Here is a 26286-nt window from a genome sequence, read left to right on the forward strand (position 1 = left end):
GGTGGCTGTCTTTCGTTACCGCTTTTCGGCGGCCGTCTTGAGATCCTTCAGCCAGATTTCGAGGCCCTGTCCGAGCATCTCGGTGGAAGTGGGCACGTCCTTGTCGACCTGGGGGCCGGTGTGGCTCTCTTCGGTGCGGACGATGACGCCGCCGGGAACCTTGACGAAGGTCCAGACGTGGACGCCGTCGATGTGCATGCCGCCGGGGCCGTCGAGGGGACCGGTCCAGCGGATGCACTTGCCGTGCTGGAGTTGCCGGACGGTGGAAACGATGGTCACGTCACCGGGCGGGTAGGGCATACCGGGCGGGACGGGAATGGTCCACTGGAACCGGGAATGCTTGCGGAACGGCCCGTGGTCCAGGCGTTTCATGGTGACGGGGAGGACGGGGTTCTGCCACGACGGCCAGGCCTCCACGTCGGTCTGCAGGTTCCAGACAGTGCGCAGCGGCGCCTTGATGAAGGTTTCGGTCCGGTAGTGCACCTTGGCGGCGCGATCGATGCCTTTTCCTTGGCAGGTAAGGGAAGTCGGTTTGTGGCCGTGGGCTTGGGCGGGTGCCGTGGCGCCGAGGACGCCGGCGAGGGCCAGCGGGACGGTGAGCAGGGCGAGCCGACGGCTTGAGATGCCGAACATGATCCTTCTCCTCTTGTTCGCGAGCCGCTCGGTTAGCGCCTCTTGCTATGGTTAGAAGCTATAGCGAAACGATGGTTAGCGTCAAGAGGAAAAGTGAGAGGGTCTAACGCCGCGCGAGTTCGGGCTCCAGTCACGCGAGTTCGGCTTCCGGGTACAGGGAGCGCCGGGCCGACCGAGCGCGCCGTCCCAGCGATCGCCTCGGCGGGTAGCGAGGGCCTCCTTCACTACCTTGAGGGCGGGGAAGGAGGCCCTCGCAAAGTCGCATAACCGCTGGTGAGGTGAGTGAGCCTGGTGGCGGGTGGGGGCTCGTCGAAGTGGCCTGACATCTTCTCGACTGTCCACAGGGACCATTTCCGGGTAACGGTGCCCGATTCAGGCGTTTTGTGAAGGGGTCGTGAACCGCACATCTAGCCATCAATCAGACATTTCACCGCTTGAAAGTGTCCCTTGTGGACACTCAGGGCTTGACGCGTGCCTCGGGTCAGAGCCAGCCGATCCGCTCGTAGAACGGCGTGATCCACGCTCGGAACCGCTCCCCGTGGACCTCCTGGGCGGCGGCCACGATGGCGTCCGGGTCTTCGGCCGGTGTCAGGCCCCGATCCTGGAGCCATTTGACGAACTCTTCGTGCGAGCCGCTGTGGTCGTCGTCTTCCTCGCGGAAATAGTCGGCCGAGTCGTGGCCGACCATGACCTCACCGTCGTAGCCCAGCAGCCGCAGGAAATCCCGGAAGTCGCGGGCGACGACCTGTTCGCCGCCCTCGTCGCCGAAGACCACGACGGGCGACAGGGTGAGGTCCGTCTCGTCGCCGGTTCGCCAGATCGCGTAAGTCGAGCCGCTCCCGTTCGCCTGGGCGAAGGGAATCACGCACGACAGGAACTCCGGGTCGTCCAGCTCCTTGGGGAAACGGTCCTTGTCGTCGTAGTCGTGCAGCTCGAAGCCATCGGCGATGAAGTCGCCGGCCGAGTCGTAGAGGTCCTTCAGCTCGTTCAGGACGGGGATCGGTGAGTACACGCCGGGCAGCATAAGCGAGACAGAACTCCGTGAAGGCCTCCTTGAGGGACTTGGATCCCTCAAGGAGGACCGAACTCGCGTGATCGGAGGCGGAACTCGCGTGATTGGAGGCGGAACTCGCGTGATTGGAGGCGGAACTCGCGTGATTGGAGGCGGAACTCAGGTCGAGCGGCCCAGGAAGGCGAGGAAGCGGGCCTGGGCGTCGGCGTCCGCGGGGGGTTTCACCCGGGGGCCGAAGGTGCCCGGCGTGCGGCTGATGATCAGCCGGGCGAGCGAGAACGATGGCGCGATGAGGTCGGGGTCCATGCGCACGTCCACGCCGAGGGCGGAGCCGATGTCCCAGGTGTGGACCAGGGTGTCGAAGGTCAGCAGGGCCAGGTAGTCGGTGACCGTCGCATCGGGACGGTTGGCCACGTACCACGCGGGGGCGGGCCGAAGAAGTATCTCGCCGGTGACGACGGCGTCGGTCGCGGAGCGGGTCGCGCGCCATTCGGCGAGCGGGTCGTCACCGGCCAGCTCGCCGGGCTTCTCGGAGCCCGCGGGCCCGTTCTCCACCGTGAATTCCTGGCCGCCCACGTGCTGCCGCAGTACCTCCAGGCCCCAGATGACGTGACCTGTCACGTCTCGCACCGTCCAGTGTTCGCACGCCGACGCCGCGTGCCACCGGTCCTCCGGCACGGCCGCGAGTACGGCGTCGAAGGCGTCCTGTGTCCGCCGGTAGCGGTCCGAAATCTCGTTCACGGGCACCTCATTTCAGCGTCGCGTTGATGGCGGCCATCAGCTGTTCGGGTCCTGGCACCAAGGCCTTGTCGAGCGCGAGGGCGTACGGGATGACGGTGCCGTCCGGGCGGCACACCCGCCTCGGCGGTGCCACCAGGTCGAACTCCTCGGCCGCCGTCGCGACGATCTCCGCCCCGAGCCCGCACATGCGGTTCGAGTCGTCGATCACGACCAGGCGCCCCGTCTTGTCGACCGATTTGCGGAGGCATTCCCAATCGAAGGGGTACACCGTCCGCGGGTCGATGATCTCGATCTCGGCCCGGTCGCCGAGGCTCTCGGCGACCTCGATCGCCGTACCGACGTGCTGGCCCACCGCCACCACCGTCAGGTCGCCACCCTCCCGGACGACGTTCGCCTCTCCCAGCGGGACGATGTCCTCTTCGCCCGCGTAGACCACATCCGTCGCCCCCAGCAACGATGACGGGGCGAATACTGCGACCGGGTCGGGATCCTGGATCGCCGACCGCAGCAGCCCGTACGCGTCCGCGGGCAGGCCGGGGACGACCGTTTTGATCCCCGCGTGGGCGAGCAGGCTGTACGGGTTGTCCGAATGCTGGCCCGCCCAGCCGAACCGCGATCCCGAACCGGACACGAGGTAGGTGACGGGGATCTGCACCTGCCCGCCGGTCATCAGGGAGAACTTGTGGGCCTGGTTCACGATCTGCTCGAAGACCAGGTAGATCAGCGAAGAGATCTGGAATTCGATCACGGGCCTCTTGCCCGCCATCGCCGCGCCGGTCCCGAAACTGGTGAAGGCCTGTTCGGACAACGGCGTGTCCAGCACTCGCTCCGGGCCGAACCGGGGCAGCAGCCCCGAGGTGACCCCGCTCGCGCCGACGCCGACGTCTTCGCCGAGCAGGAACACGTCTTCGTCGGCCGCCATTTCGGCGTGCAGGGCGAGGTTCATCGCGTGCATGTAGCCGAAGTTCGACGGAGAAGGCAGCTCGCTCACAGGATCACCCCAGGCCGGACGGCGGTCGTTCCCGCGTACAGGTACATCAATGCGTCCTTCGGATCGGGTGACGGGGCGTTCCTCGCGAACTCGACCGCCTCGTCGATTTCGTTCTTCACGGCGGCGTCGATCTCGGCGACGACGTCATCGCCGAGCTGGCTTCCCAGCAGGGGAATCGGATCCCGCTCGCGCCACAGGGCCACTTCCTCGGGGTCACGGAACTCGACGCCCAAGAGTTCGAGCACGGAGTGATGCCCGAAGAACCGGTACGTCTGGCATTCCAGGAACGCCGGACCACGGCCCGCGCGACACCCTTCGACGAGTTCCGCCGCGGCCTCCGCCACCGCCTCGACGTCCATGCCGTCGACCGTGCGCGCGACCATCCCGAAGCCTTCCGCGCGCCGTGCCGCGCCGCCCGCGAGCCCCGATTCGAGTTTGAGGCTCGTCGCGTACATGTTGTTCTCGCAGACGAACAGCACCGGCAGCGACCAGATCGCGGCCAGGTTGAAGGCTTCCAGGAGGACGCCCTGGCTCATCGCCCCGTCGCCGAAGAAGCTGACGACGACCTCCGAGTTCCCTCGGGCCTTGGCGGCCCAGGCGGCGCCGGAGGCGATCGCCCCGCCGGCGCCGACGATCCCGTTGGCGCCAAGGATGCCCAGCTTCATGTCCGCGGCGTGCATCGACCCGCCGCGGCCCTTGTTGAAGCCTTCGAGGGTGCCGAGGAGTTCGGCGAGCAGACGGCGCGGATCGGCGCCCTTCGCCAGCACGTGCCCGTGTCCCCGGTGCGTGCTGGTGATGAAGTCCCGGTCGGTCAGGTTCGCGCAGATGCCCACGGCGACCGCTTCCTGCCCGATGTACGGGTGGATGCCGCCGTCGATCTCACCGGCGATCGCCATCGCCAGGCAGCGCTCTTCGAACTCCCGGATCTGTTTCATGGACCGGTAGAGGGCCACCCGGTTTTCACTGGTCATTTTCGCGACAGCCCTTCTGTGCGTTCTACGGAGGTCCGGACGAGCATTCGGTCGACGTAGCGAAGCAGTGCACCGTCGTCGGGGCTCGGCACGACGATCGAGTCGAACGCACTGCTCGGCACGCCGTTGCCGGAAGCGTCCGAAGTGGACTCGAAAAGCAACTTCAGGATGGCGTGCTCCTCGGGGGAGTGGGCTTCGAGCAACGAAAGCCAGTCCGCCACCGGCCGGACGCCGATCTCCGTGCCGGTGCTCCGCAGGAGTTCGACCAGATGTGTGAGACGCATCGGCCGCTTGCTCGCCAGCACGAACCGGCTGCCGTCCTGCTGCCCCTCCATGCCGAGCCGGGCGAGCGCGCCCGCCGTCTCGTCCACCGCGATCCACGGTTCCTCGATCTCGGTGTCGGGCGCGCAGCCGAGTTCGAGGATGATCCGCAGCACGCGCAGCATGATGTCGCGCGTGTTCCCTTGTCCGGTGCGCGAGTCGCCGACGATCCGGGGAAGCCGGTAGATCGCCGCCGGCATCCCACACTCGTGCGCGGTGGTGATCAGCTGCTCCGCGTGCGACTTGGTCTCCGCGTAGCCGCTGCGGGAACCGTTTTCCTCGCCGGCGGAGATGGTCGACACGAACTGAAGCCGTTTGAGCCGGGTGGTCGCCGCCAGCCGGATCAGTTCGCGGGTGCCGTCCACGTTGGCGCCTGCGAGCTGTTCATAACTGGAGAGCGCGTCGACCCGTGCGCCGTTGTGGCAGATCAGATCGATTTCACCCGCGAGCCGCGCGAAGGTCTCGGTGGTGAGCCCGAGTCCCGGCGCGGCGAGATCACCAGGGACGACGGCGATCCGCTTGTGGTCGACCTCGTCGGAAAGGCCGTAGCGGTCCAGGTTCTCGCGCAGCCGCTGCCATCCCGACTCTTCGTCGGCCGCGCGGATGAGACAGTGCACGCGCACGTTCTTCCGCGCCAGCAACTCGCGGACCAGGTACGCCCCGACGAAACCGGTGGCCCCGGTGAGCAGGATCCCCGAAGTACCGGGCTCGCGTGGCGGCAGCTGGTCCGGAAGGATCCCGCGCAGTACGGCCTCGGGATCGAACGAGCGGGCGTCGGTCCGCCGCTCGCCGTTGATCTCTTCGGCCAGCTTCGCGATCGTGGGCCGCTCGAACAACGTCCGCAACGGCAGGTCGATCCGGAGGGTCTCCCCGATCCGGACGGCGAGTTGCGCGGCCTTCAGCGAGTGCCCGCCGACGTCGAAGAAGCTTTCGTCCCTGCCGACGGTTTCGCGGCCGAGGACCTGGGCCCAGATCGCCGCCAGCTTCTCCTCGGTCGGGTTGCGCGGGGGAGCGGCTTCGTCCGCCCGGGTTTCGCCCGGGGGTTCCGGGAGCGCCCGGACATCCAGCTTTCCGTTGATGGTCAGCGGGAGTTCGGGAAGCGACACGAACGCCGCGGGCACCATGTACTCCGGCAGCACGCTTCGCAGGCGAGTACGCAGAGCGATGTCGTCGAGAACGCCTGACACCTTGACATAGGCGACGAGCCTCTTCTGCCCGGAGCCGTCTTCGCGGGCGATGACAGCGGCCTGCGAAATGTCCTCAGTGGACAGAAGCGCGGCTTCGATCTCGCGGGGTTCGATGCGGAAGCCGCGGATCTTGACCTGGTCGTCGACGCGGCCGAGGTACTCGATGTCGCCGTCGGCGTTGTGCCGGACGATGTCGCCGGTCCGGTACAACCGGTCGCTGGTGGTGTCGTGTCGATTGGCGACGAACTGCTCCTCGGTGAGCTCCGGCTGTCCTCGATAGCCCCGTGCGACACCGGGTCCGGCCACATGGAGCTCTCCCGGCACTCCGATCGGCGCGAGTTCGCCGCGCTCGTCGAGGACGTACACACGGGTGTTGCCGAGCGGACGGCCGATGGGGATTCCGGTGACGTCCTCGGGAACAGGCGACGGGATCGGGTGACACGTGGCGAACGTGGTGCATTCGGTGGGGCCGTAGCCGTTGAAGAGCCGTGTGCCGGGAAGTGCGGCGGCGGCGCGGCGGACATGGGTGACCGACAGCGCTTCGCCGCCGACGAGCAGACGGCGGAGCCCGCTCAGTGCCGAGGTGTCCTCGTCGACGATGTGGTTGAACAACGACGAGGTCAGCCACGCCGTGCTGATCCGGTGCCGGGTGATCGCGTTCGCGAGCGGCCGGGCGGTGAGCACCCGTTCGGTCGAGATGACGCAGGTGGCGCCGGTGAGGAGGGCGCCCCAGATCTCGAACGTGGCGGCGTCGAAAGAGATCGCCGACGCGTGCAGGACCACTTCGTCCGGGCCGAGGATGCCCTCCGGCAGCCCGGTGACGAGCCGGATGATCGACCGGTGCTCGATTTCCACGCCTTTCGGGCGTCCGGTCGAGCCGGAGGTGTAGATGACGTACGCGAGATCGCGCGGTCCCACGCCGGTCTCCAGCGCGGTCGCCGGCTCCTCGTCGAGGGTCGGGTCGCCGATCAGCTCGGTCGCGATCACCAGCCGCGCTCCGCCGTCGGTGAGCAGAAGCCGTTGGCGTTCCTCGGGATACCCGGGGTCGATCGGCAGGTACGCGGCGCCGGTCTTGAGGATCGCGAGCAGGGCGGTGATCAGCCCGATCGAGCGGGGCAGGCAGACGCCGATGACCGTTTCCGGCCCGGCGCCCAGGGTGCGCAACCGATGCGCGAGGCGGTTGGACCGGACGTCGAGTTCGGCGTAGGTCAGGGAATCGTCACCGCAGACCAGAGCTGTCGCTTGTGGACGGACACGGACCCGCTCGGCGAACACCGCGGGAACCGTCGCCGGGGAAGGCAACGCCTTGGTCGTGTCGTTCCAGTCTTCGGTCAGCAGGCGGATCTCGGAATCGCCCATCATCGACCACGCCGAAAGCGGCCGCTCCGGTTCGGCGACGACGGACGCGAGCAGCTGCCGGAAGTGCTCGATGAAGCGTTCGATCGTGACCCGGTCGAACAGTTCGGCGTTGTAGTCGATCCGCGCTTCCAGCACGCCGTCCCGGCTCGCCACCTGGCATTCGAGATCGAACGGTTCCGCTTTCGTGCCGACGGGCGAGACGTCCGACAGCGGTCCGTCCACCAGCCGGAACACGACCTGGGTGAGCGGGGTGCGGCTGAAGTCCCGCCTGGGCGCCAGTTCCTCGACGAGACGCTCGAAGGGGATGTTCTGATTCGCGTACGCGCCGAGCGTGGTCTCCCGTACACGGCCCAGCAGATCCGCGAAGGTGGGATCGCCGGAGAGATCGGTGCGCAGTACCAGCATCTTGGCGTCGAACCCGGTCTGCGGCTCGGTCGTCGGCACTCCGACCGTCACGTCCGTGGTGCGCGCGTAGCGGGACAGGACGACGTCGAAGGTCGCCAGCAGCGTCATGAACGGCGTGACGCCGTGACGCCCGCTCACTTCGCGGAGGCTCTCGCCGACGCCGGGATCCACGGTGAAGGGGAGTGAGTCGCCGCGGTAGGCCGCCATCGGCGGGCGTGCGCGATCCGTCGGCAGTTCCAAAGCCGCGGGTACGTCGTCGAGCTGTTTCCGCCAGTAGTCCAGTTGTCCGCGCAGCGCCTCGAAAATCGGCTCGTCGGGATGTTCCAGCGTGTGTTCGACGAGCCGGACCAGCCTGCCGACGAGCCGCGTGGCGGTGGAGCGATCGAAAAGACTGGTGCGGAACACCAGTGAACCGTGCAGTTTGCCGTCCTGCAGGTGGGTGACCAGTTCCAGATCGAACCGGGTCGCGACCCCCGCCCACGGCACGCTGGAGATCTCGCCTTCGCCTGGCGTGGGGAGCTCCCCGTTGTGCACGACCACGACGTCGAAGATCGCGTTGCGGCCCGCGTCCCGTTCGGGCCGGACCTCGGCGACCACCTGGTCGAACGGCGCCTGCTGATGCGCGTAGGCGTCGACCATCTTGGTCCTCGCCACCTTCAGCAGCTCGCGGAACGACATCGACGGGGTGATGTGCGTGCGCAGCACCACGGTGTTCACGAAGAAGCCGAGGACGTCGGCGAACCGGCGGTCGTCGCGACCGGCCAGCACCGTGCCGATCGTGACGTCCTCCTGTCCCGAATGGAGGGACAACAGGGCCTGGAACACCGCGGCCATGGCACTGGAGAGCGCGCAGCGATTCCGCAGGGCGAAGGCGCTGAAAGCCTTGGTGAGCTCGGCGGGGAACTCGAAATCGACGTGGTCGCCCGCGAAACCGGGATTACCCGTGCGCGGCCGGTCCGTCGGCAGCCGCAGCGGCTCGAAGCCGTCGAGCTCACGCCGCCAGTAGTCGAGATGCTCCGCCACCGAGCCGGTGCCGGCGCGTTGCACCGCGACGAACTCCTCGTAGGTCACGTCGAGCGGCGCGAGGGTCTCCGACCGGTAGAGCCGGACGACGTCCTCGGTCACGATCTGGATGGACCGCCCGTCGGTGATGATGTGGTGGTTCACCAGGCACAGCACGGCCGATCCGTCGGCGCATTCGACCACCATCGCGCGGACCGGCGGCGCCGCCGCGAGGTCGAACGGTTCACTGACCAGGTCGGCCGTGTGCTTCTGCCACTCGTTCTCGCCCGGCCCCGCCGTCCGCCGCGCCACCGGGATGCGGAAGCCAGGGGTCGGTACGGCGGCGGGTGTCCCCGATCCGTCCACGACGAACCGCCAGCGGAGCACCGGATGGCGGTCGACGAGCCCGCCGAGTGCCCTGTCAAGCGCTTCGAAATCGACGCCGTCGTGGAACCGGAGGACGATCGGGATGTTGTACGCGGCGCTGGTCCGGTCGAGTTGCTGCACCAGCCACAGCCGCTCCTGTCCGAGCGACAACCTCATCGACTTCTCCTTCATCCGGCGTTCGCTCGTTGGGGGGCGACGACCTCGCGGTCCGTCGCGGCTTCGATCAGGGCCTTTTCGTCGACTTTCCCGTTGCGGGTGAGCGGGATCTCGTCGACCACCACCCAGCGGGCGGGTATCGCGTAACTCGGCAGCTGCTGTGACAGGAACGCGCGCAGGGACCGGAAATCCGTGTCCTGTCCGGGGTGCGCGACGACGGCCGCCACGAGCTGAGGGCTTTGGCCCGGTTGCCGGGCGACGACGATCACGGCATCGCGGAGACCGGGGTGACCGGCGAGGATGGTGCCGATCTCCTCGGTCTCGATGCGGTGGCCGTCGAGTTTGATCTGCTTGTCCGCGCGGCCGAGGAAGAGCACGTCGCCGTTCGGGTCGAGCCGGACCAGATCACCCGTGCGGTACAGGCGTTCGTCCACGTCCGGGGAGAAGTGGCCGAACCGCTTGCCCGTTTCGGTCTCGTCGTCGAGATAGCCGTCGGCCAAACCCGCTCCGGCCGCGTACAGTTCGCCGATCCCGCCAGGAGGCACGAGACGCGCGTTCCGGTCGAGAACGAAGACCCTGGTACCGGCGATCGGCCTGCCGATGGGCAGCGGGCCGTCGATCTCCGCGCTGCCGCGCACGGTGTGCGTGGTCGTGAAGGTGGTGTTCTCGGTGGGCCCGTATCCGTTGGTGAGCACCAGACCGGGGTACGACTCGAGGACTTGCGCCGCCGCGTCGTGCGGGACGACCTCGCCGCCGCTCAAGAGCCAGCGGAGCCCGGCGAGTGCCTGCGGCCGTGACTTGACGACCAGCCGGAACAGGCTGGCCGTCAGCCAGGCGACCGTGACTTCCCGTTCGGTGAAGAACTTTTCGAGCTTCCGGACCGTCGGAAGCCTTCCGGGGAAGGCCTCCAGTGTCGCTCCGTTGAGCAAGGTCACCCAGATCTCGTACGTCGACGCGTCGAACGCCAGCGGCGCCATCCGCAGCACCCGATCGCCGGGGCGCATCTGGAGCTCCGGCGTCCGCGCCAGCCGCGTGACCGCGCGATGCGGGACGACGACACCCTTCGGTTCCCCGGTGGAGCCCGAGGTGAACGCGATGTACGCCGTCCGGCCCGGATCGTCTGGCACTGCCGGCTCGGTGGCGGTGTCGATTTCCGTTCCAGGGAGCCAGGAATCGACCCGGACGAGTGCGCGCAGGACGGGATGACCCGCCGAGGCGGCGTCGACCACCACTGCCGCGGGCGCCAGCTTGCCGACGATCCGCGCCAGCCGTGCTTCGGGCGCGTCCTCGTCGAATCCCGCGTACGCGGCGCCGGCGCGGACGATCGCGACCAGCGCCACGATCTCGCCGACGGACCGCCGGGTCGCGACGAGCACCGTGTCACCGGGCCGGACCCCGGCCCGCCGCAGCACACCGGCGTACTCGTCGGCGGCCCGCGCGAGCTGCCCGTACGTCAGCTCGGCGCTCGCGTCGCGGACCGCGACCGCCTGCGGACGGAGCTCGGCCTGTTCCAGGAACAGGCTTTCGATGCCCGCCGGAGGCGTGTCCGCGCCGACCAGCCCGTCGAGGAGGCGACGGCGTTCCGGCGCGATGCAGCGCACGTCCTCCAGCGAACCCCCGAGGGAAGTCAGCTCGTTCACCGCGGCGGCGACGTCGTCGACGAACCCGTGCTCGGAGCCCGGCACCTCGGTGACGAACCGGACCTCGCCGGACCGCAGATCCCCGTGCAGGGAACTGAGCACGAGATCCACCGGCCCGTCTTCGACGACGCCGACCGGGTGGACCGACCCCAGGAAGTCTTCGATCCACGCCTCGTCGTCGACCCGGACCCGGATCACCCGCCCCGCGACCGAGATCGCGGCCTCGCCCGCCGCCGTCCACCGGCACAGGGTCACCGCGAACGCGGCCAGCACCAGTGCCGCGCGGCGGTACTCGGAGGGCTCGACCGCGAGCTCGGTCTTCAGCTCGTAGGGAGCGGCGAGCACATCAGGCATCGGCCTCGCTGCTCCCCGCGCGCTTGCGCTCCAGCCGGACATGAAGGTGGTCGGGCCGCCGGAAGATGTGGCCCCGCTCCCGCAGCCGCCAGAAACCCTGCCGGACACCGTCGAGCGAACCGCTGAGCCGGACGCCGCCGAACCGCTGCGACAACCGCTCGAACAGCGTGTCGAACTCCGCCAAGGCCAGCTGGATGCCCAGGCAGGTGTGCGGGCCCGCCGAAAAGGCGAGCAGCCGCTGGTCTGTCCGCTCCGGGCGCCAGGAATCCGGATCCTCGAAGGCGTTCTCGTCGCGGCTGGCGCTGCCCAGTGAGAGCAGCAGCGCGGACCGGCGCGGGATGTCCACCCCGTGCAGGTTCAGGTCCCTGGTCGCGTACCTGAGGATGGTGTGGCTCGGCGGTTCCCACCGCAACGTCTCGCGCACCACCTGCGTGCGGTATTCCTGATCCGCCAGTGTCGACAGGTCGACATTGTGTGCCAGAACCGCGTACATGATCTTGCCGATGGTGGCGACGCTCGTCTCGGTGCCGGCCAGCAGGAACAGCGTGGCCGTGCCCAGCATGGACTCGTCGAGCGGTTCGCCCGGCGGGAAGACGAGGTCGAGGAACGGCATCCGGTCGCCCTCACGGCGTCGAGCGAGCTTGTCCTTGAGGTAGTCGATCAGCTCCGCCTTGGCCGCGAGCGCCGAGTCCAGCGAGGTCGCCGGGAACTCGATCGCGCCCGCCAGCGGAAGGACCCGGGGGCGCAGCCAGGCCGCGTCCTCCGGCGGCAACCCGAACAGCCGGGTGACCATCGCGTACGGCACGCCGACCGCGACCCGCTCCATGAACTCGACGTCGATCTCGTCCTTGGCTCCCATTTCGGCCTCGATCGAGTCGAGGACCTGGTCCACCGCGGGAACGAGGATCTCCGTGCGAAGCCGCTTCACCGACCCGCCGGCGAACAGCGGCATGAACAGCTTCCGCAGATCGCGATGGCGAGGGCCGTCGGTGTCCAGCAGCGTCCGGCCGAACAGCCGCCTGCTGCTGCGCATCGGGAAGCCGCTGCCGACCTCGCGATCCGACAGCAGGTTCTGCACGTCTTCGAACCTGGTGACCAGGAAGGCGTTGAACGCCTCCGACCAGTACACCGGCTCCGAGCGCCGGAGCTCTTTGTAGATGGGCCAAGGGTCGGCGAGGAATTCGTCGGAGCTGAAGTCCAGCTTCACCGTGGTGGGGCTCATTTGTCGCCTCCGTTTCCGACCAGCTCGGTCCGGGACTTCAGCTGGCGGGCGGCTTCTTCCGAGGTCAGCCGGATCGATTCGGTGGTGCCGTCGTATCCGCCGGTGAGGGCGGGCAGGACCTCGTGCGCGAGCCCCGTCAGCTGTTCGAGGGTCGCCTGGTGCGAAACCCACCTGGGGACGAAGAAGTTCAGCGACACCGGGTCACCGACGCGGTCGAGGAGATCGCGGATCCGGGCGGCACAGGTCGCGGCGTCGCCGACGATGAACCCGCCCGTGTCGACGAGGTTCTGCAACGTCTTGCGGTGCGCGACGGGGGAATCCGGGATGGGCATGCCCAGGGTGTTGCGGTACAGGCCGCGGCGCAGCGCGGAAAAGCCCTCGAGCAGTTCTTCCACGCCCGCGGCGGGGGAGTCGGCGATGTGGACGAAGACGTTGCATCGGACCCGCGTCCCACCGGCGGACTTGTTCCGGTACGACTCCACCCGCTCGGTCAGCGCGCCGACCGGATCCGGGTCCATACCAGGCCGGATGGAGCCCCACGGCGGTGCCACGTGGACGGTCGGGGTCGTCGCGGTGTCGGTCAGGAGCTCGATTCCGGCCGGGCTGAGCGAAGACGCGACGACGGTCTCGATGGTGCCCGCGCCCCTGAGCGGCTGGAGCTGCAGGACTGCCTTCTTCGCGGTGAACCACGGTGTCGTGGTGTTTACCGTCTCGCCGTTGAGAAGCGCTTGCACCGTCGCCAGCGCCGCCCGGAAGTGATCGCGGACCGAGGCCGGATCCACCCCGATCATTTCCATGTCGTGGACGTACGTCCCGGTCCCGACACCCAGGATCGCCCGCCCGGCGGTGAGGTGATCGAGCAGCACGATCCGTTCCGCGACATGCAGGGGATGGTGATACGGAAGCGGGATCACACCGGTGGCGAAGTGGATGCGGCGCGTCTCGCGGGCCAGCGCCGCCATCAGCATCTCAGGGGAGCTGAGCGTGCTCCAGCCGCTGGAATGGTGCTCGCCGAGCCAGATCTCGTCGAAACCCAGGTCGTCGACCAGGCCGCACAGCTCGATATCGCGCTTCAGCGACGCGTGCGGGCTGACCGAGGGGTCGTGGAAGGGAGGCAGGAAGCAGCCGAAGGCCTTGGTGTGCATGATGACGGGAACTCCTGATCTTGGGTCCGGGGAAAGGGCTCAGGCCGACGGGACCTGCTCCAGCAGGTAGTCGCAGAACTTGTCCACAGTGGTCAGATCCTCGTTCTCTTCGAGGTCGATGAACACGTCGAGCTTCGTCTCGATCTTCTCGATGAGCGCCAGGTACTCGATGGAGCTCATACCCGTCTCGGGGAACTCCGTGTCCGCCTCGATGGTCTGGTTTTCCAGAACGCCGCCTGCGACTTCGGACAGGAGGGAGAAAATCTGCTGACGCAATTCCGTCCGCGCGTCTTCCGCGTTCATGTGTCCCCTTTGCTGAATCCGCGCATACGGGCGCGAATGGATGATTTCTCAAGGTGTTTCCACCGCGATCGGGCGCGGCGGACCAGGCCGGTGGTTTCAGACCTGTTTACGTTGGTGCGGCAGAGAAAAGCGCCACAGTGTGCGCTCCGCCGTTCCGCCCAGTGACTCCATTGTGTCTCGAAGCGTCCGCGATCCGCAACCGTCCGCGTCGCCGGTGTTCTTTGTTCTTCGTTGGTCAGGCGACGAAAAAGGGGCTTTCCGCGCATCGTGTGCGTGGAAAGCCCCTTCTGGTCGGGTCAGCGCTTGCGCTTCTGGAGGAGTTCCGCGAACTGCCGCCAGTCCTCCGCCCGCGCCTTGGCGAGTTCGGAGATCAATTCCAGCCGGTGTTCGGGGATGTTCCTCGCCACTTGATCCCACTCGTCGCGGTCGTTCAGATGGCCGTCGAGCAACCGCACCAAGGTGCGCCCGGACTCGGTGTAGCGAATGGTGGGATCCGAGCGGAGCCGTTCCATCGCCGCTTGATTGTCGGCGCCCGGTGTCGTGCCGGGGTCGCCGGCTTCGGCCTGCCGGAGGCGAGGTCTCGCCGAGGCACGTGCCGGGGCCTCGCCCGGTGTCGCCGTGGGTGACGAATCCTCGCCGTGGCGGTGCCGATGGCGCACGTCGTGCGCCGTCGCGAGGGAAATCCCCGCGCCGCGCGCGATTTCCCGGATCGAGGCGGTGGGATTGCTCGAAATCAGCTCGTGAGCGCGCCGCCGTCCTTGCGTCGGGTCCAGCGCACGGATGCGTCCGTCCCGGCCGACGTGGGCGTTCGACTGGGGAACTTCCCCACTCGAACGACGGCGCAACTTGCCGACCGTCTTGTGCGACAGGCCCGTGACCGCCGCGATCGCGCGGTCGGACCAGTGCGCGCGGACGTCGAGAATCCGGCAGGCGGCGGTCTTGCGGTCGGCGAGGGAAAGCGGCAGACCGTGTGCGATGTTCGACTTCACCGCGAGGATGAACGCGGCCTGCTCGTCGCCGTCGAAGAACCGCGCGTTGATCACGGTGGCCTTCTTCAGCCGCGCCGCCTGCAACCGATGTGTGCCGTCGATCACTCGCATCGTGGAACGGTGCACGAGAATCGGCGGAAGCGGGGCGTCCGTTTCGGCGAGCACTCGCGCGTACGCCAGATCAACCCCCGCCGCCCTCGGGGAATCTTCCACGGACAACTCGTCGAGCGGTACCTCGACGACCTCGCCCAACGGTGGATCCGAGCCCGCGGAGGCCCACTCACCTTCCCTCCTGGCGGTGGGGATCTGCGTGCCGTCCGCAGTTTTCTCCTTATGCCAGTTTAACATCTTCTAGCCCCCAGAGCACTTGGTGAATGTCAAACCTTTGCCACTATTCAAGCGGGCGGGAGTGGTTGTCAAGTGCCGCGAGTTGAGCCGCGGTGGCTCACTGCTGGTCGCCTGGGTGTTCGACCACGGACTCGGCGGCTTGGTGGGTTTCGTGCGGTGTCGTTGAGTTCGCCGTCACTGTGCGTTGCCGTCGACGTCGGGCAGAACCCTTGAGGGGTAAGGCAAACTCGACAGGCGCCGTAAGTCGCTTGACGGGAGCACGTCGTCCGCGCAACCTGGTCTGGACCCCCGCGGACGGAAGGAACCGCAGGAACCGGTCGAACGACGGATCGGCTGATTCGCCCGTGAATATCCCGGGGATCTATCGTTGAATGATGGGACGATTCTTTCGTGCCGTTCGTCGGGTCGAGAACGAAATGGCCGTCGCCGAGCGATCGGCCCGATTTCGGCGCACCCGGCGTGAGGCGCGACCGACGTTGCGAAAGCCACTTTCGCAACACGGTCGTCGAGGGAGCGAAGGGCTCAGACCACCTGCAGAGCTGACGATGGAGGATTTGGGACGTTCAGTGTCCTAAATCCTCCATCGTCGCGAAGGCACACCTAGCCAGGCCCGGCTGCGTCGCGAAAGCCACTTTCGGGACGCCTGGGGTCCCGAAAGTGGCTTTCGCGACGCAGCCGTTGCGGAGTGCCCAGCCGACGCCCCCAGGAATCCGCCCCTCAAGAGGGTCAAAGCCATTCGGCATCGGTGGCGATGCGGATCGCGTGGACTCGGTTGCGGGCGTTGAGTTTGGTGACGATCGCGGCCAGGTAGTTCCGGACCGTCCCGGGGGAAAGGAAAAGCTCGGCCGCGATGTCGGCCACGTCGCGCCCGAGTGCGGTCACCCGCAGGATCTCGATTTCGCGTGTGGTCAGCGGGCAGTCGTCGGTTTCCCAGGCGGCCAGCGCCAGTTCGCTGTCGATCACGCGCCGTCCGAGCGCGACGGAACGCACCGCGTTGGCCAGTTTGTCCGACGGCGCGTCCTTGAGCAGGAAGCCGTTCACCTTCGCGTCGAGCGCGCGCCGGACCGTGCCCGGGCGGCCGAGGCTGGTGAGGATCAGCGTGTGGCAGCCGGGCAGGCTTTCGCGGATCTCCCTGGCGGCGGTCAGCCCGTCCTTGCCCGGGAGGTCGATGTCGATGACCGCGACGTCGGGCTGGACGGACTTCGCGGTCGGGAGGATCTGGTCACCCGAAGCGACTTGGGCGACGACCTCGATGTCGGATTCCAGGTTCAGCAGCGCGACGAGCGCACCACGGACCATGTGCATATCTTCGGCAAGCAGCACTTTGATCACCACGAAGCACCTCGCACCCCAGTTCAGTGGCTCCGCCGTGATTCTACGGCAATCTCAACCCCCGCGGTGATTCCCCGGAATACGCTTTCCGGTGCGGCGATCGGGGGACGCCGGTCGCGTCATTGTCCGCAGCCGGATGCCGCAACGGAATCGGCTTTCACAGCGCGTCCAGCTCCTGTGGCCAGTAGAGGGCCTTCCTGGTGAACCCGAGCAGCTCGAACTCCGAACGCGCCCAATCGATCCGGATCCGGATCGCGAGTTCGGGGGCCACGGTCAGCAGGAACCGGTCCGGGCCGCCGCCGACCTTGAAAACGCCGTAGGTCAGGAACGCGGATCCGTCGCAGATGGCGAACAACGCGGTGAAAACCGTCGCCCGCTCACTTTCCGGAATCGAATCCAGCCATTCCAGCCCGCCGGTCAGCTCCAGCCGCACCGCCATCCGAGCCTCCTCACCGAACCGGCTCCCAGCATGGCGGAATCCGGCGGTGTGCGGCGTCTCGCATCCTGCGCGGAACATGCCGAAGGGGACGCCCCGCGTGGGACGCCCCCTTCGACCGAGAGGCCTAGGCCTGTTGGTAGCGCTTGAGATACTCGCCGGTCAGCGAGCTCTCCGCGGTCAGGAGCTTCTCGGGCGGGCCGGTGAAGACGATCTCGCCGCCGTTCTTGCCGCCGCCCGGGCCGAGGTCGATGATCCAGTCGGCCTGCTCGATCACCGCCAGGTTGTGCTCGACCACCACCACCGTGTTACCCGCGTCGACCATGCCGTTGAGCAGGCCGAGCAGCATGTCGATGTCGGTCATGTGCAGGCCGGTGGTCGGCTCGTCGAGGATGTAGACGTTGCCGCCGCCGGAAAGCCGGTCCGCCAGCTTGATCCGCTGGCGTTCACCACCGGACAGCGTGCTCAGCGCCTGCCCCAGCCCGAGGTAACCGAGCCCGGTCTCGATCAGCGCGTTCACCTTCGCCAGCACCGGTGCCTCGGTGAAATACTCCGCCGCCTGCTCGGCCGACAGCTCCAGCACGTCGGCGATCGACTTGCCACGCAGCTTGTGCGCGAGCACCTCATCCTTGAACCGCCGCCCGTCGCAGCTTTCGCAGTGCGTCGTGATCGGGTCCATATAGGACACTTCGGTGATCAGCACGCCGCGGCCCTGGCATTCCTCGCAGGCGCCCTGGGAGTTGAAGCTGAACAACGCCGCGTTCGCCCCGCTCGCCTTCGCGAAGAGCTTGCGCACCGGGTCCATCAGTCCGAGGTACGTCGCCGGCGTCGATCGGGAGGACGCCGCGATCGGCGTCTGGTCCACGAAGATCGCGTCCGGATGTGCCTCGCGGAAGACGCCGGAGATCAACGAGCTCTTGCCCGAACCCGCGACACCGGTGACCGCGGTGAGCACCCCGGTCGGGATGTCGACCGAGACGTTCTTCAGGTTGTGCAGTGAAGCCCGTTTGATCGGCAGCTTTCCCTTGGCGGGTCGCGGATCCGTCTTGACGACACCGGCGCGTGCCAGCCCGGCCCCGGTCAGTGTCTTGCCGGCGCGCAGCTGCCGGTACGTCCCCTGGAAGACGACCTCGCCGCCGTGCACACCCGCACGCGGCCCGATTTCGACCACGTGGTCGGCGATCTCGATGACGTCCGGGTCGTGTTCGACCACCAGGATGGTGTTTCCCTTGTCTCGCAACGCCCGCAGCAGGTCGTTGAGCCTGCCGACGTCGCGGGGGTGCAGGCCGACGCTGGGCTCGTCGAAGATGTACGTCAGCCCGGTCAGGTCGCTGCCAAGGTGCTTGACCAGCTTGAGCCGCTGCCCTTCACCGCCGGACAGCGACGTCGTCGCGCGGTCCAGCGAAAGGTAGCCGAGGCCGATCGCCTCGATGCGTTCGAGCGCGGCCAGTACCCCTTGCGCCATCGCGCTGGTCTGCTTGTCCTTGATGGACCGGATCAGCTCGATCAGATCGGTGATCTGCAGTTCGCACCACTGCGCGATGTTCTTGCCCGCCAGTTTGGTCGCCAGCGCGGCCTCGCTCAGCCGTCCGCCGCGGCAGGCCGGGCAGGGTCCCTCGGTGATGAACTTCTCCGCCTGGGCGCGGGTCTTCTCGCTCATCGACCCGGTGTCGCGTTTGAGGTGGCGCCGGGTGAAGTTCGCGACCAGTCCCTCGAACGTCAGCGTCTGCGTCTTGCCGTTCTTGAAGGTGAGCTGGACCTTGCCCTCCTTGCCGTGCAGAAGGGTGTCCATCTCCTTCGCGGTGTACTTGTTGAGCTTCTTGGCCGGGTTGATGGCGTCGTGGTTGGCGTAAAACTGCCAGCCGGGGCTGCCGACGGGATAGCCCGGCACCAGGATCGCGCCCTCGTCGAGCGACTTCGTCATGTCGAGCATCAGCTCGGGATCCGGACGTAATGCGCGCCCGATGCCCTCGCAGTCGGGACACATCCCGTTGGGGTCGTTGAAGGAGTACAGCGACGGGTTGCCCGCGCTGGGCTTTCCCTGACGCGAGAACAACACCCGCAGCAGCGGATGGATGTCGGCGACCGTGCCGACCGTCGAGCGGGCGTTCCCGCCGAGCGGGCGCTGGTCGACCACGACCGGGGTGGTCAGGTTCTCGATGCTGTCCACATGCGGTCGTTCGTGTTTGGGCAGCTGGTTGCGGATGAACCAGGGGAAGGTGGCGTTCAGCTGACGCTGTGCCTCGACGGCGATCGTGTCGAAGACGACGGAGGACTTCCCGGAACCCGACACCCCGACGAAAACCGTGATCTGGTTCTTCGGGAGCTCGAGGGAGACATCCTTCAGATTGTTCTCGTGAGCGCCGGTGACGCGGATTCCCTCACCCGCCGGTTGCTTGGTCTTGCGGGCTGCGGCAGTCACAGAAGGTCCTTTCCTCGCCGTCGCGCGTGAATGATCGCGCCTGCTCGCCAGTATCGCAGTGCCGATGCTTCCCCGGTAGTCCATTCACGTGCGATCGGGGTATGTTTTCGTCACGACGTGATAATGAATTTTTCACGTCGGCGGTGAACGCGATTTCCGCGAATTCAGCCCGCCCGGTTGTAGACGGCTCCGATGACGCCGGTCTTCAGCGAATTCGACTTCGTCAGGGTCAGCGGGATCTCCTTGCCGACGCCGTCGAACAGCCGTGCTCCCTCGCCTGCCACCAGCGGCATGATGTTGAGCGCCAGCTCGTCCAGCAGGTCTTCGGCGAGCAGCCAGCTCACCAGTTTCGGGCTTCCCGGCACGCGGATCGTCTTGCCGGGGGCTTCCTTCAGCCGGGTGATCTCGCCCGCGATGTCGCCGGTGATCAGGCTCGTGTCCGGCCAGGTCAGCGTCGCTTCGTCGAGCGTCGAAGAAACGACGTATTTGTGCGTGCCGTTGAGGAACGCCGCCATCGGGTTGCTGTCCCCCTGCGGCTTCCACATCTGCTCGAAAGCCAGGTAGGTGTCCTTGCCCATCAGAATGGCGTCCGAGGCGGCGAGGCTCTCGGCGATGCCTTCGCTCATTTCGTCCGACCAGTACTGGCCCATCCAGCGGTCGGGGCGTTCCGCCACCCCGTCCAGCGACATGAACAATCCCGCGGCGATTTCACGCATGAGAACTCCTTCGTTAGCCGGAAGCCTGAGTTCAGGCCGCGGGCCGATCCTCCCATTGCCGCTCGCGACGCTCCAAAGGATCCAGCACGACGGAAGAGCTCCAGCGGACCGGCAGCGCCGATAATGCGCGCATCGTCGGCGAGACCGTCCAGTCCAGGGACGATTCGGGTACGGCGAGCGAGAGTTCCGGCGCTCGGCGGGAAAGCGCGCGCAGCGCCGACTGGACCTCGACCCGCGCGAGGTGGGCGCCGATGCAGTGGTGCGTGCCGTGCCCGAAGGACAGGTGCCTGCCGTTGCGGTCCATCGCGAACCGGTCCGGTTCGGCGAAGACGTCCTCGTCGCGGTTGACCACCGGCAGCAGCGCGGTCACCAGGTCGCCGGGTTCGATCCGCGTGCCGGCGAGGGTGACGTCCTCCGTCGCGATCCGCGTCATGCTGAAGTTCACCGCGGGGCTGTAGCGCAGCGCTTCCTCGACGGTGGCGTCCAGCACCGCCGGGTCCGAGTCCAGCTCGGCCAGCAGTCCCGGCCGGGAGATCACGCACAGCACCGTGTTGGTGATCTGCGCGGCCGCCAGCGCGTGCCCGTCGAAGAACAGCGACGCCGCCAGGCCGGTCAGCTCGCTTTCGTCGAGCGCCCCCGAGCGGTGCGCCTCGATGAGTTCCGCCATCAGCCCGGACGGCGGGTCCTCGGTGTCGGCGAGCATCATCGCGACCTCGTCGTGCAGCAGCAGTTCGCCCTGGTAGACGGCGGATCGCGGGGAGCCCGGCTTCCCGAGGCGCGCGTTCGCGCGTTTGCGGACGGCGTCGCGCCGCGACCGCGGCACCCCCAGCAACTCGGCCTGCGCGCTGAAGGTCAGCGGGGCGCAGAAATCGGCGAGCAGGTCCGCGGTGGGACCCGCCGCGATCAGCCTGTCGAGCAGGTCGGTGGCGGCGGTTTCCACGTAGCCGCGCAGCTGCTCCGCCCGGCGCGCGGAGAACGCGCCGCCGATCAGCTTCCGGATCCGGGTGTGCCGGGGCGGGTCGAGATCGGTCACCGACATCCGGGTGGCCGGGCCACGCGGATGGGTCGTCTCGGCCAGCACGGCCCGGCTGAACCGCTTGTCACGCAGGAATTCGCGCGCTTCGGAATAGCTGCTCACCAGCCATTCACGCCGCCCGTCGCGCGGGCGGGAACTGAGGGGGCACCCGGCAGGGACGTCGTCCCCGACGAGTAGCCGCCGATGCCGTCCCTCGGCGAAATCCGAGCCTCCACGACCTCCTGTTACGTCGGCCATCTGGTCCCTCCTCCGATCAGTCGTTCCGGGCGGGTACGCGCAGGGCGAGCAGGCAAACCGCGACCGAGGCCACGGACAAGGCCGCGATGGCGACCCGCAGGTCGGTGTGGCCGGCGATCTGGCCGACCACGGCCGGGCCGAGCAACAGGCCGACGCTGGCCAGCGACGCGGCCGAGCCGATCACCGCGCCGCGATCCTCCGCCGTCGCGCCGCGTCCGATCAGCCCGTAGACGGTGGGTGTCGAGACCGAGATCGCGCCGCCCACCACGGCGGTGCCGATCAGGCCGTGAACCGGCGCGTCGGCAAGGGAAAGCAGCAGTACGCCCACTCCGGAGAGCGCGCCGGAGGCGAGCAGGACCAGGCGATCCGACGCGCGGCCGGACAGCCAGTGCCCGCCGAGCCTGCCCAGCGCCATGCCCGCGGCGAAGATGCCGGGCGCGGCGGCGGAGATCCCGACCGGTGCGTGGGTGACGTCGGCAAGGAAGACCGCGCTCCACTGCTGCACCCCGCTTTCCACGGCCATGGCCAGCGCGGCCAGCAGGCACAGCAGCAGGACCGCCGAGCCGAGCCGCAACCGCTTTCCCGGTTCGCGGCCCTGCCGCACCAGCCGTCCCGGCACGGAGCTCCTCGCCGCGACCGCGCCGATCACGACCAGCGTCGAAAGCGTCAGCGCGATCGCCTCGGCGGGGACACCCGCGCTCCGCGCCGCCCCGGTGCCGAGGCTGCACGTCAACAGGCCGACGCTGAACAACGCGTGCGCGCGGTTCATCACGCGTGGCCCGTCGCCTGCTTCGGCGGACGCCGCCAGCGCGACCACGACCACATTGCAGGCGCCGGATCCGAATCCGAACAATCCCAAGGTCAGGAACAAGCCGGGAACGGATCCGGCGAGTGCGGGCATCGGTGCGATGAGCGCGAATCCGGCGAAGGTCGCGACGGCCACCGGGCGGCCGAACCGGTCGAGCAGTTTGCCGATCGCGAACATGGCGGGCATCGCCGCGAGCGCGCCGATCAGCAACGCGGCACCTAGTTGCGCCTCGCCCGCGCCGGTGGCGTGGCGGACGTCCGGCAACATCGAAAGGTACGGGCCCCACAATGCGCCGTACGCGGCGAATCCGGCGAAGACCGTGCCGGTCCGCGGAGCTGCGGTGATGACGGCGACCATGGCCGAAGCGGTCCTTTCCTGGCTGGGTAATCGCGTTTTCGCCGAAAGGCGGACATTTGCAGATTAGCAGCGGAATTCGGGAGACGACCACGATTATTTACCGCATTTATGGAGAAGTACGGCCGCGTGCCGCGCGGGTATGGTCGGCGACAGTGTGATTTTTGATGATGGGACATTTATCCCGAAAATGAATAATTCATACCCGAGAGGTTAACCATTCACTCCTCCCGCGCCGCGTCCGGTCGCATGATGTAACCGCACGAGAGTGTCTCCGTAGTGAGGAACAGGAAGGTAGTGCGTCATGTTGCAGAACGTCGAACCCGCGACCGCGTCGAGGGCCGGCCCGGGGCCGCGGGGGATCGAGACGGAATTCGCGATCCACGCCGAGGGGCTGGTGAAACGGTTCGGCGAGACGACCGCGCTCGACGGGGTCGACTTGACCGTCCGCACGGGTACCGTGCTCGGGGTCCTCGGCCCGAACGGCGCCGGTAAGACCACCACGGTCCGGATCCTGTCCACGCTGGTGACGCCGGACGAGGGCCACGCCACCGTGGCCGGATACGACATCGAAAAAGACGCCCACCAGGTGCGGCAGCTGATCGGACTGACCGGGCAGTACGCCTCGGTCGACGAAAGCCTGACCGGCGTGGAGAACCTGCTGCTGATCGGGCGGCTGCTCGGCTTCTCGCGGCGGGCGGCCAAGGCCCGCGCGCATGAGCTCCTGGAGCGGTTCTCCCTCACCGAGGCGGGTGGACGGGCGGCCAAGGGCTACTCGGGCGGTATGCGCCGCCGGCTCGACCTGGCCGCCAGCCTGGTCGGCGACGCGCGCCTGCTGTTCCTGGACGAGCCCACGACCGGTCTCGACCCGCGCAGCAGGCTCGAGCTGTGGGACGTCGTGCGCGGCCTGGTCGCCGACGGTGTCACGGTGCTGCTGACCACGCAGTACCTCGAAGAGGCCGACGCGCTCGCCGACGAGATCGTGGTCGTCGACCACGGCAAGGTGATCGCCAAGGGCACCCCGGACGAGCTCAAGGCCAGCACCGGCGCCCAGCGCCTGACGGTGCGCGGCGCCCAGCCCGCCGACCTCGAGAAGGTCGTGCGGCTGGTCGGCGAGATCGCCGGCGTGACGCCGGACATCTCGGGTCAGGTCGTCAGCGTCCCGGTCACCGACCCGGCGGCGTTGCCCGGCGCGGTCCGGCGGCTGGAGGAGGCGGGCATCGTCATCGGCGAGCTGTCCCTGCGCAGCTCCAGCCTGGACGAGGTGTTCCTGAGCCTGACCGGACGTCCGGCCGAGGACACCGCCGACGAGACCGAGGAGGAGATCCGATGACCGCCGCGACCACGACGCTGCCGCCGCAGTTGTCGGCCCGGGTCGGGTTCTTCCAGGGCATCTCGCAGATGTTCACCCTCGCCTGGCGAAGCACGGTTTCGGTCAAGCACGAGCCGAAACAGCTGGCCGACATCAGCTTCCAGCCGATCATCTTCACCCTGCTGTTCACGTTCGTCTTCGGTGGCGCGATCTCCGGTGACCGGCACGCGTACCTGCAGTTCATGATCCCCGGCATGCTCGTGATGAGCATGCTGTTCGCGACCATCAACGTGGGCATCGGCCTCAACACCGACCTGTCCCAGGGCGTGTTCGACCGGTTCCGTTCGCTGCCCATCGCACGCTGGGCGCCGCTGGCCGGGCGGATCATCGGCGACCAGTTCAAGCAGGTCTGGTCCGTGCTGCTGGTGGTCGGTGTCGGGCTGCTGCTCGGTTTCCGGCCGGAGAAGGGTTTCCTCGGCGTGCTGGCGGCCGGGCTGCTGCTGCTGGTGTTCGCGATCGCGTTCTCCTGGGTGCCCACGCTGGTGGGCGTCGCCGCCGACCAGGCGGAGAAGGTCCAGGTCTTCGCGTTCGCGGTGATCCTGCCGCTGAACTTCGTCAGCGGGGTGTTCGCGCCGGTCGAGTCGATGCCGGCATGGCTCCAGGCGTTCGCCGAGGTCAGCCCGGTGGCGATCCTGCTCAAGGCGTGCCGCGGCCTGATGAACGGTGGTGTCGGGGTCACCTCGGCGGTGGTCTGGTCGCTCATCTGGGCGGCCGTGATCGCGATCGTGTTCGGGGCACTTTCGGTACGTGCCTTGAAGAAGCGGATCTGAGTATTCGTCGCTCGAACACCGAAGCCGTGACGCCTGCGCGCCACGGCTTCGGTGTTTCAGTGGCCTGGACCGGGGAGCGCCGATGGACGAACTGGATTACAACACCTGCAATGCCACCTTCCGGAGCCTGACCGATCAGCAGCGGCTGATGGTCGAGGAGACAGCGAGACTGATCGGCGCGGGCGACGATCTCGAACTCACGTCGTACGGCTGCGGGTTCGGCATGTTCGAACTGGAGCTGATCGCGCGGGTGCCGCGGAGAACGGTGTGGTTCCAGGGTGTCGACACCAACGGCGAAGCGGTGGAACGGCTGCGCACGGAGCTGACCGGACTGCCGAAGGTGCGTGGCCACCGCGTGCTCACGGCGAGCATGGCCGACGTCGCCGACTTCCGGATCGCGCCGACCGAGTACGGCCTGTTCGTCCAGTCGCTGTGCTACCTCGACGCCGATGACGGCATGGCCGTGCTGAAGGAGGCCCGAAACCGGCACCGGGTCCTGATCGTGGCGGTGACCCCGCTGAACCGGCTGAACGGTCCCTTCGCGGAATCCCTCGCACGGCAAGGCGTCACGCGTCCGCTGTTCGCGCAGACGCTCGCGGAGGAACTGGCACGGTTCGGCATCGAGTTCCGGTCCGTCACGGTGGGCGCGGAGATCACGGTGCCGGTTTCCGAGCCGGCGCACCGCCTTCTCGAGTTCCTGACCTTCGCCCGGCACCAGCCGTGGCACGGCGGGACGAGCCGCGCGGAGCTGCTCGACGCCGTCGGCGAGCTGGGGACGCTCTCCGCGGGGCACGTTCGCATTCCGCACCCGGTCGAGGTCTTCGCCATCGGGTAGGGAGGCCGTCACTCGCGTGATTGAAGACGTAACTCGCGTGTCTGGAGACGTAACTCGCGTGTCTCCGGCCGGATGACACCTGGTGGCGAGAGTTCCGCCTCCAAGCACGCGAGTTACGTCTCCAAGCACGCGAGTTCCGCCTCTGATCACGGACTTCAGTGGGGGTAAGGGCAAGGCTTTCGCGACACCTCGCCAGCCAGCCAGGCCGCCCTGCCACGTGCGGAAGTCCGTGAGGGCCTCCTTCACTACCTTCAGGGTAGGGAAGGAGGCCCTCACGGACTCCCGGCCAGCCGGGCCCCGGACAGGGCGGAACCCGGGCCCAGAGGAGGGAAGGCCCGGGTTCCGATGGGGAGGGTCAGGCGGCCGTGCCCGGTTTGGGCAGCTGCTGCTTGGCCGGGGTGTTCTGATAGGACGCCAGCTGCCAGCCGCCGTCCCGTTTGACGACCGTCCACGAGGCACGGATCGACTGGGAGTCGGCGACCTCGGTCTCGCCGGGGCCGAGCACGCCGCCCTGGGTGATCAGGACGCCGGAGTCCGGGGTGAAGAACCGGATCTCCAGCGGACGCCCGGTGACCTGGGTGCCCTTGTAGTTGCCCTCGAAGGATTCCACGAGGAACGACCGGATCTCGTCGCGGCCCTTCTTGTAGACGCCGGGAAGGATCATCGTGCCGTCTTCGGTGAAGACGCCGGCGAAGGAGTCGGCGTCGTGGTAGGCCCACGCGGCGATCACCTTCTGGGTCAGTGCCGCGATCGCCGCCTGGTCGGCGGCGGTGCCGGTTTCGGTCGTGGTCATCGGCGGATC

The 26286-nt window shown here is 67.8% G+C and carries 21 protein-coding genes; 3 read left to right on the top strand and 18 right to left on the bottom strand.

Features of this window, described 5'->3' with window-relative positions; all coding sequences use genetic code 11:
* Positions 1-15: 15 nt before the first annotated feature.
* The 17 genes from ACLJO0_RS05050 to ACLJO0_RS05130 all read right to left on the bottom strand — a co-directional run bounded on the left by ACLJO0_RS05050 (position 16) and on the right by ACLJO0_RS05130 (position 22510).
* Positions 16-633: an SRPBCC family protein gene (locus ACLJO0_RS05050; protein ID WP_410576751.1), complete on the bottom strand. Its 618-nt coding sequence runs from the start codon at positions 631-633 to the stop codon at positions 16-18.
* Positions 634-1114: 481 nt separating this feature from the next.
* Positions 1115-1645: a hypothetical protein gene (locus tag ACLJO0_RS05055; protein ID WP_410576752.1), complete on the bottom strand. Its 531-nt coding sequence runs from the start codon at positions 1643-1645 to the stop codon at positions 1115-1117.
* A gap of 159 nt (positions 1646-1804) precedes the next feature.
* The gene (locus ACLJO0_RS05060) at positions 1805-2386 is read right to left on the bottom strand and encodes a TIGR03086 family metal-binding protein (protein ID WP_410576753.1); all 582 of its coding nucleotides are present in this window, start codon (positions 2384-2386) and stop codon (positions 1805-1807) included.
* 7 nt (positions 2387-2393) lie between these two features.
* Positions 2394-3377, bottom strand: a complete 984-nt coding sequence (locus tag ACLJO0_RS05065) for an alpha-ketoacid dehydrogenase subunit beta (protein ID WP_410576754.1) — start codon at positions 3375-3377, stop codon at positions 2394-2396.
* A complete protein-coding gene (locus ACLJO0_RS05070; protein WP_410576755.1) occupies positions 3374-4348 on the bottom strand; it encodes a thiamine pyrophosphate-dependent dehydrogenase E1 component subunit alpha in 975 nt (324 codons plus the stop codon). The genes ACLJO0_RS05065 and ACLJO0_RS05070 overlap by 4 nt, the downstream gene beginning before the upstream one ends.
* Positions 4345-9165 carry an amino acid adenylation domain-containing protein gene (locus tag ACLJO0_RS05075; protein WP_410576756.1) on the bottom strand — a complete coding sequence of 1607 codons (4821 nt, stop codon included), beginning with the start codon at positions 9163-9165 and terminating at the stop codon, positions 4345-4347. The genes ACLJO0_RS05070 and ACLJO0_RS05075 overlap by 4 nt, the downstream gene beginning before the upstream one ends.
* An 11-nt stretch (positions 9166-9176) precedes the next feature.
* Positions 9177-11159, bottom strand: coding sequence for an amino acid adenylation domain-containing protein (locus ACLJO0_RS05080; RefSeq protein WP_410576757.1), 1983 nt, complete (start codon positions 11157-11159; stop codon positions 9177-9179).
* A complete protein-coding gene (locus ACLJO0_RS05085; RefSeq protein ID WP_410576758.1) occupies positions 11152-12381 on the bottom strand; it encodes a cytochrome P450 in 1230 nt (409 codons plus the stop codon). The genes ACLJO0_RS05080 and ACLJO0_RS05085 overlap by 8 nt, the downstream gene beginning before the upstream one ends.
* Positions 12378-13526, bottom strand: a complete 1149-nt coding sequence (locus ACLJO0_RS05090) for an LLM class flavin-dependent oxidoreductase (protein ID WP_410576759.1) — start codon at positions 13524-13526, stop codon at positions 12378-12380. Before ACLJO0_RS05090 ends, ACLJO0_RS05085 begins: the two co-directional genes overlap by 4 nt.
* A 39-nt stretch (positions 13527-13565) precedes the next feature.
* Positions 13566-13829 (bottom strand): acyl carrier protein, encoded by a 264-nt coding sequence (locus tag ACLJO0_RS05095; RefSeq protein ID WP_125785211.1) that lies wholly within the window; start codon positions 13827-13829, stop codon positions 13566-13568.
* A 296-nt stretch (positions 13830-14125) separates the two neighbouring features.
* Entirely contained in the window at positions 14126-15070 is a 945-nt protein-coding gene (locus tag ACLJO0_RS05100; protein WP_410576760.1) for a ParB/RepB/Spo0J family partition protein, read from the bottom strand.
* A gap of 822 nt (positions 15071-15892) precedes the next feature.
* Positions 15893-16501 carry a DNA-binding response regulator gene (locus ACLJO0_RS05105; RefSeq protein WP_410576761.1) on the bottom strand — a complete coding sequence of 203 codons (609 nt, stop codon included), beginning with the start codon at positions 16499-16501 and terminating at the stop codon, positions 15893-15895.
* A gap of 154 nt (positions 16502-16655) precedes the next feature.
* A complete protein-coding gene (locus ACLJO0_RS05110; RefSeq protein ID WP_410576762.1) occupies positions 16656-16937 on the bottom strand; it encodes a DUF6235 family protein in 282 nt (93 codons plus the stop codon).
* 124 nt (positions 16938-17061) lie between these two features.
* On the bottom strand, positions 17062-19356 hold the full coding sequence (locus tag ACLJO0_RS05115) for an ATP-binding cassette domain-containing protein (RefSeq protein WP_410576763.1): 2295 nt from the start codon (positions 19354-19356) through the stop codon (positions 17062-17064).
* A 164-nt stretch (positions 19357-19520) separates the two neighbouring features.
* The gene (locus tag ACLJO0_RS05120) at positions 19521-20072 is read right to left on the bottom strand and encodes a dihydrofolate reductase family protein (RefSeq protein ID WP_125792099.1); all 552 of its coding nucleotides are present in this window, start codon (positions 20070-20072) and stop codon (positions 19521-19523) included.
* 31 nt (positions 20073-20103) lie between these two features.
* Entirely contained in the window at positions 20104-21345 is a 1242-nt protein-coding gene (locus ACLJO0_RS05125) for a cytochrome P450 (RefSeq protein ID WP_410576764.1), read from the bottom strand.
* 16 nt (positions 21346-21361) lie between these two features.
* On the bottom strand, positions 21362-22510 hold the full coding sequence (locus ACLJO0_RS05130; protein ID WP_410576765.1) for an MFS transporter: 1149 nt from the start codon (positions 22508-22510) through the stop codon (positions 21362-21364).
* 301 nt (positions 22511-22811) lie between these two features.
* Between ACLJO0_RS05130 and ACLJO0_RS05135 the strand changes: the two genes are divergently transcribed.
* The 3 genes from ACLJO0_RS05135 (at position 22812) to ACLJO0_RS05145 (ending at position 25484) form a co-directional block, all read left to right on the top strand.
* Positions 22812-23840, top strand: a complete 1029-nt coding sequence (locus tag ACLJO0_RS05135; RefSeq protein ID WP_410576766.1) for an ATP-binding cassette domain-containing protein — start codon at positions 22812-22814, stop codon at positions 23838-23840.
* Complete coding sequence (locus ACLJO0_RS05140) at positions 23837-24649, top strand: ABC transporter permease (RefSeq protein WP_410576767.1); 813 nt, start codon at positions 23837-23839, stop codon at positions 24647-24649. The genes ACLJO0_RS05135 and ACLJO0_RS05140 overlap by 4 nt, the downstream gene beginning before the upstream one ends.
* 82 nt (positions 24650-24731) lie before the next feature.
* Positions 24732-25484: a class I SAM-dependent methyltransferase gene (locus ACLJO0_RS05145; protein ID WP_410576768.1), complete on the top strand. Its 753-nt coding sequence runs from the start codon at positions 24732-24734 to the stop codon at positions 25482-25484.
* A 355-nt stretch (positions 25485-25839) separates the two neighbouring features.
* Here ACLJO0_RS05145 and ACLJO0_RS05150 read toward each other — a convergent pair whose 3' ends face one another.
* Positions 25840-26277, bottom strand: coding sequence for an SgcJ/EcaC family oxidoreductase (locus ACLJO0_RS05150; RefSeq protein WP_125785201.1), 438 nt, complete (start codon positions 26275-26277; stop codon positions 25840-25842).
* Positions 26278-26286: the final 9 nt, after the last annotated feature.

Source organism: Amycolatopsis sp. lyj-108, assembly GCF_046549005.1.
GTDB lineage: Bacteria > Actinomycetota > Actinomycetes > Mycobacteriales > Pseudonocardiaceae > Amycolatopsis.

What these genes read in the sequence shown, in the direction of transcription:
- ACLJO0_RS05080 (WP_410576757.1), bottom strand. Translation starts at nt 11,159, where the DNA reads ATGCCTGATGTGCTCGCCGCTCCCTACGAGCTGAAGACCGAGCTCGCG.
- ACLJO0_RS05145 (WP_410576768.1), top strand. Translation starts at nt 24,732, where the DNA reads ATGGACGAACTGGATTACAACACCTGCAATGCCACCTTCCGGAGCCTG.
- ACLJO0_RS05090 (WP_410576759.1), bottom strand. Translation starts at nt 13,526, where the DNA reads ATGCACACCAAGGCCTTCGGCTGCTTCCTGCCTCCCTTCCACGACCCC.
- ACLJO0_RS05140 (WP_410576767.1), top strand. Translation starts at nt 23,837, where the DNA reads ATGACCGCCGCGACCACGACGCTGCCGCCGCAGTTGTCGGCCCGGGTC.
- ACLJO0_RS05085 (WP_410576758.1), bottom strand. Translation starts at nt 12,381, where the DNA reads ATGAGCCCCACCACGGTGAAGCTGGACTTCAGCTCCGACGAATTCCTC.
- ACLJO0_RS05075 (WP_410576756.1), bottom strand. Translation starts at nt 9,165, where the DNA reads ATGAGGTTGTCGCTCGGACAGGAGCGGCTGTGGCTGGTGCAGCAACTC.
- ACLJO0_RS05150 (WP_125785201.1), bottom strand. Translation starts at nt 26,277, where the DNA reads ATGACCACGACCGAAACCGGCACCGCCGCCGACCAGGCGGCGATCGCG.
- ACLJO0_RS05125 (WP_410576764.1), bottom strand. Translation starts at nt 21,345, where the DNA reads ATGGCCGACGTAACAGGAGGTCGTGGAGGCTCGGATTTCGCCGAGGGA.
- ACLJO0_RS05130 (WP_410576765.1), bottom strand. Translation starts at nt 22,510, where the DNA reads ATGGTCGCCGTCATCACCGCAGCTCCGCGGACCGGCACGGTCTTCGCC.
- ACLJO0_RS05110 (WP_410576762.1), bottom strand. Translation starts at nt 16,937, where the DNA reads ATGGCGGTGCGGCTGGAGCTGACCGGCGGGCTGGAATGGCTGGATTCG.
- ACLJO0_RS05095 (WP_125785211.1), bottom strand. Translation starts at nt 13,829, where the DNA reads ATGAACGCGGAAGACGCGCGGACGGAATTGCGTCAGCAGATTTTCTCC.
- ACLJO0_RS05135 (WP_410576766.1), top strand. Translation starts at nt 22,812, where the DNA reads ATGTTGCAGAACGTCGAACCCGCGACCGCGTCGAGGGCCGGCCCGGGG.
- ACLJO0_RS05120 (WP_125792099.1), bottom strand. Translation starts at nt 20,072, where the DNA reads ATGCGTGAAATCGCCGCGGGATTGTTCATGTCGCTGGACGGGGTGGCG.
- ACLJO0_RS05050 (WP_410576751.1), bottom strand. Translation starts at nt 633, where the DNA reads ATGTTCGGCATCTCAAGCCGTCGGCTCGCCCTGCTCACCGTCCCGCTG.
- ACLJO0_RS05070 (WP_410576755.1), bottom strand. Translation starts at nt 4,348, where the DNA reads ATGACCAGTGAAAACCGGGTGGCCCTCTACCGGTCCATGAAACAGATC.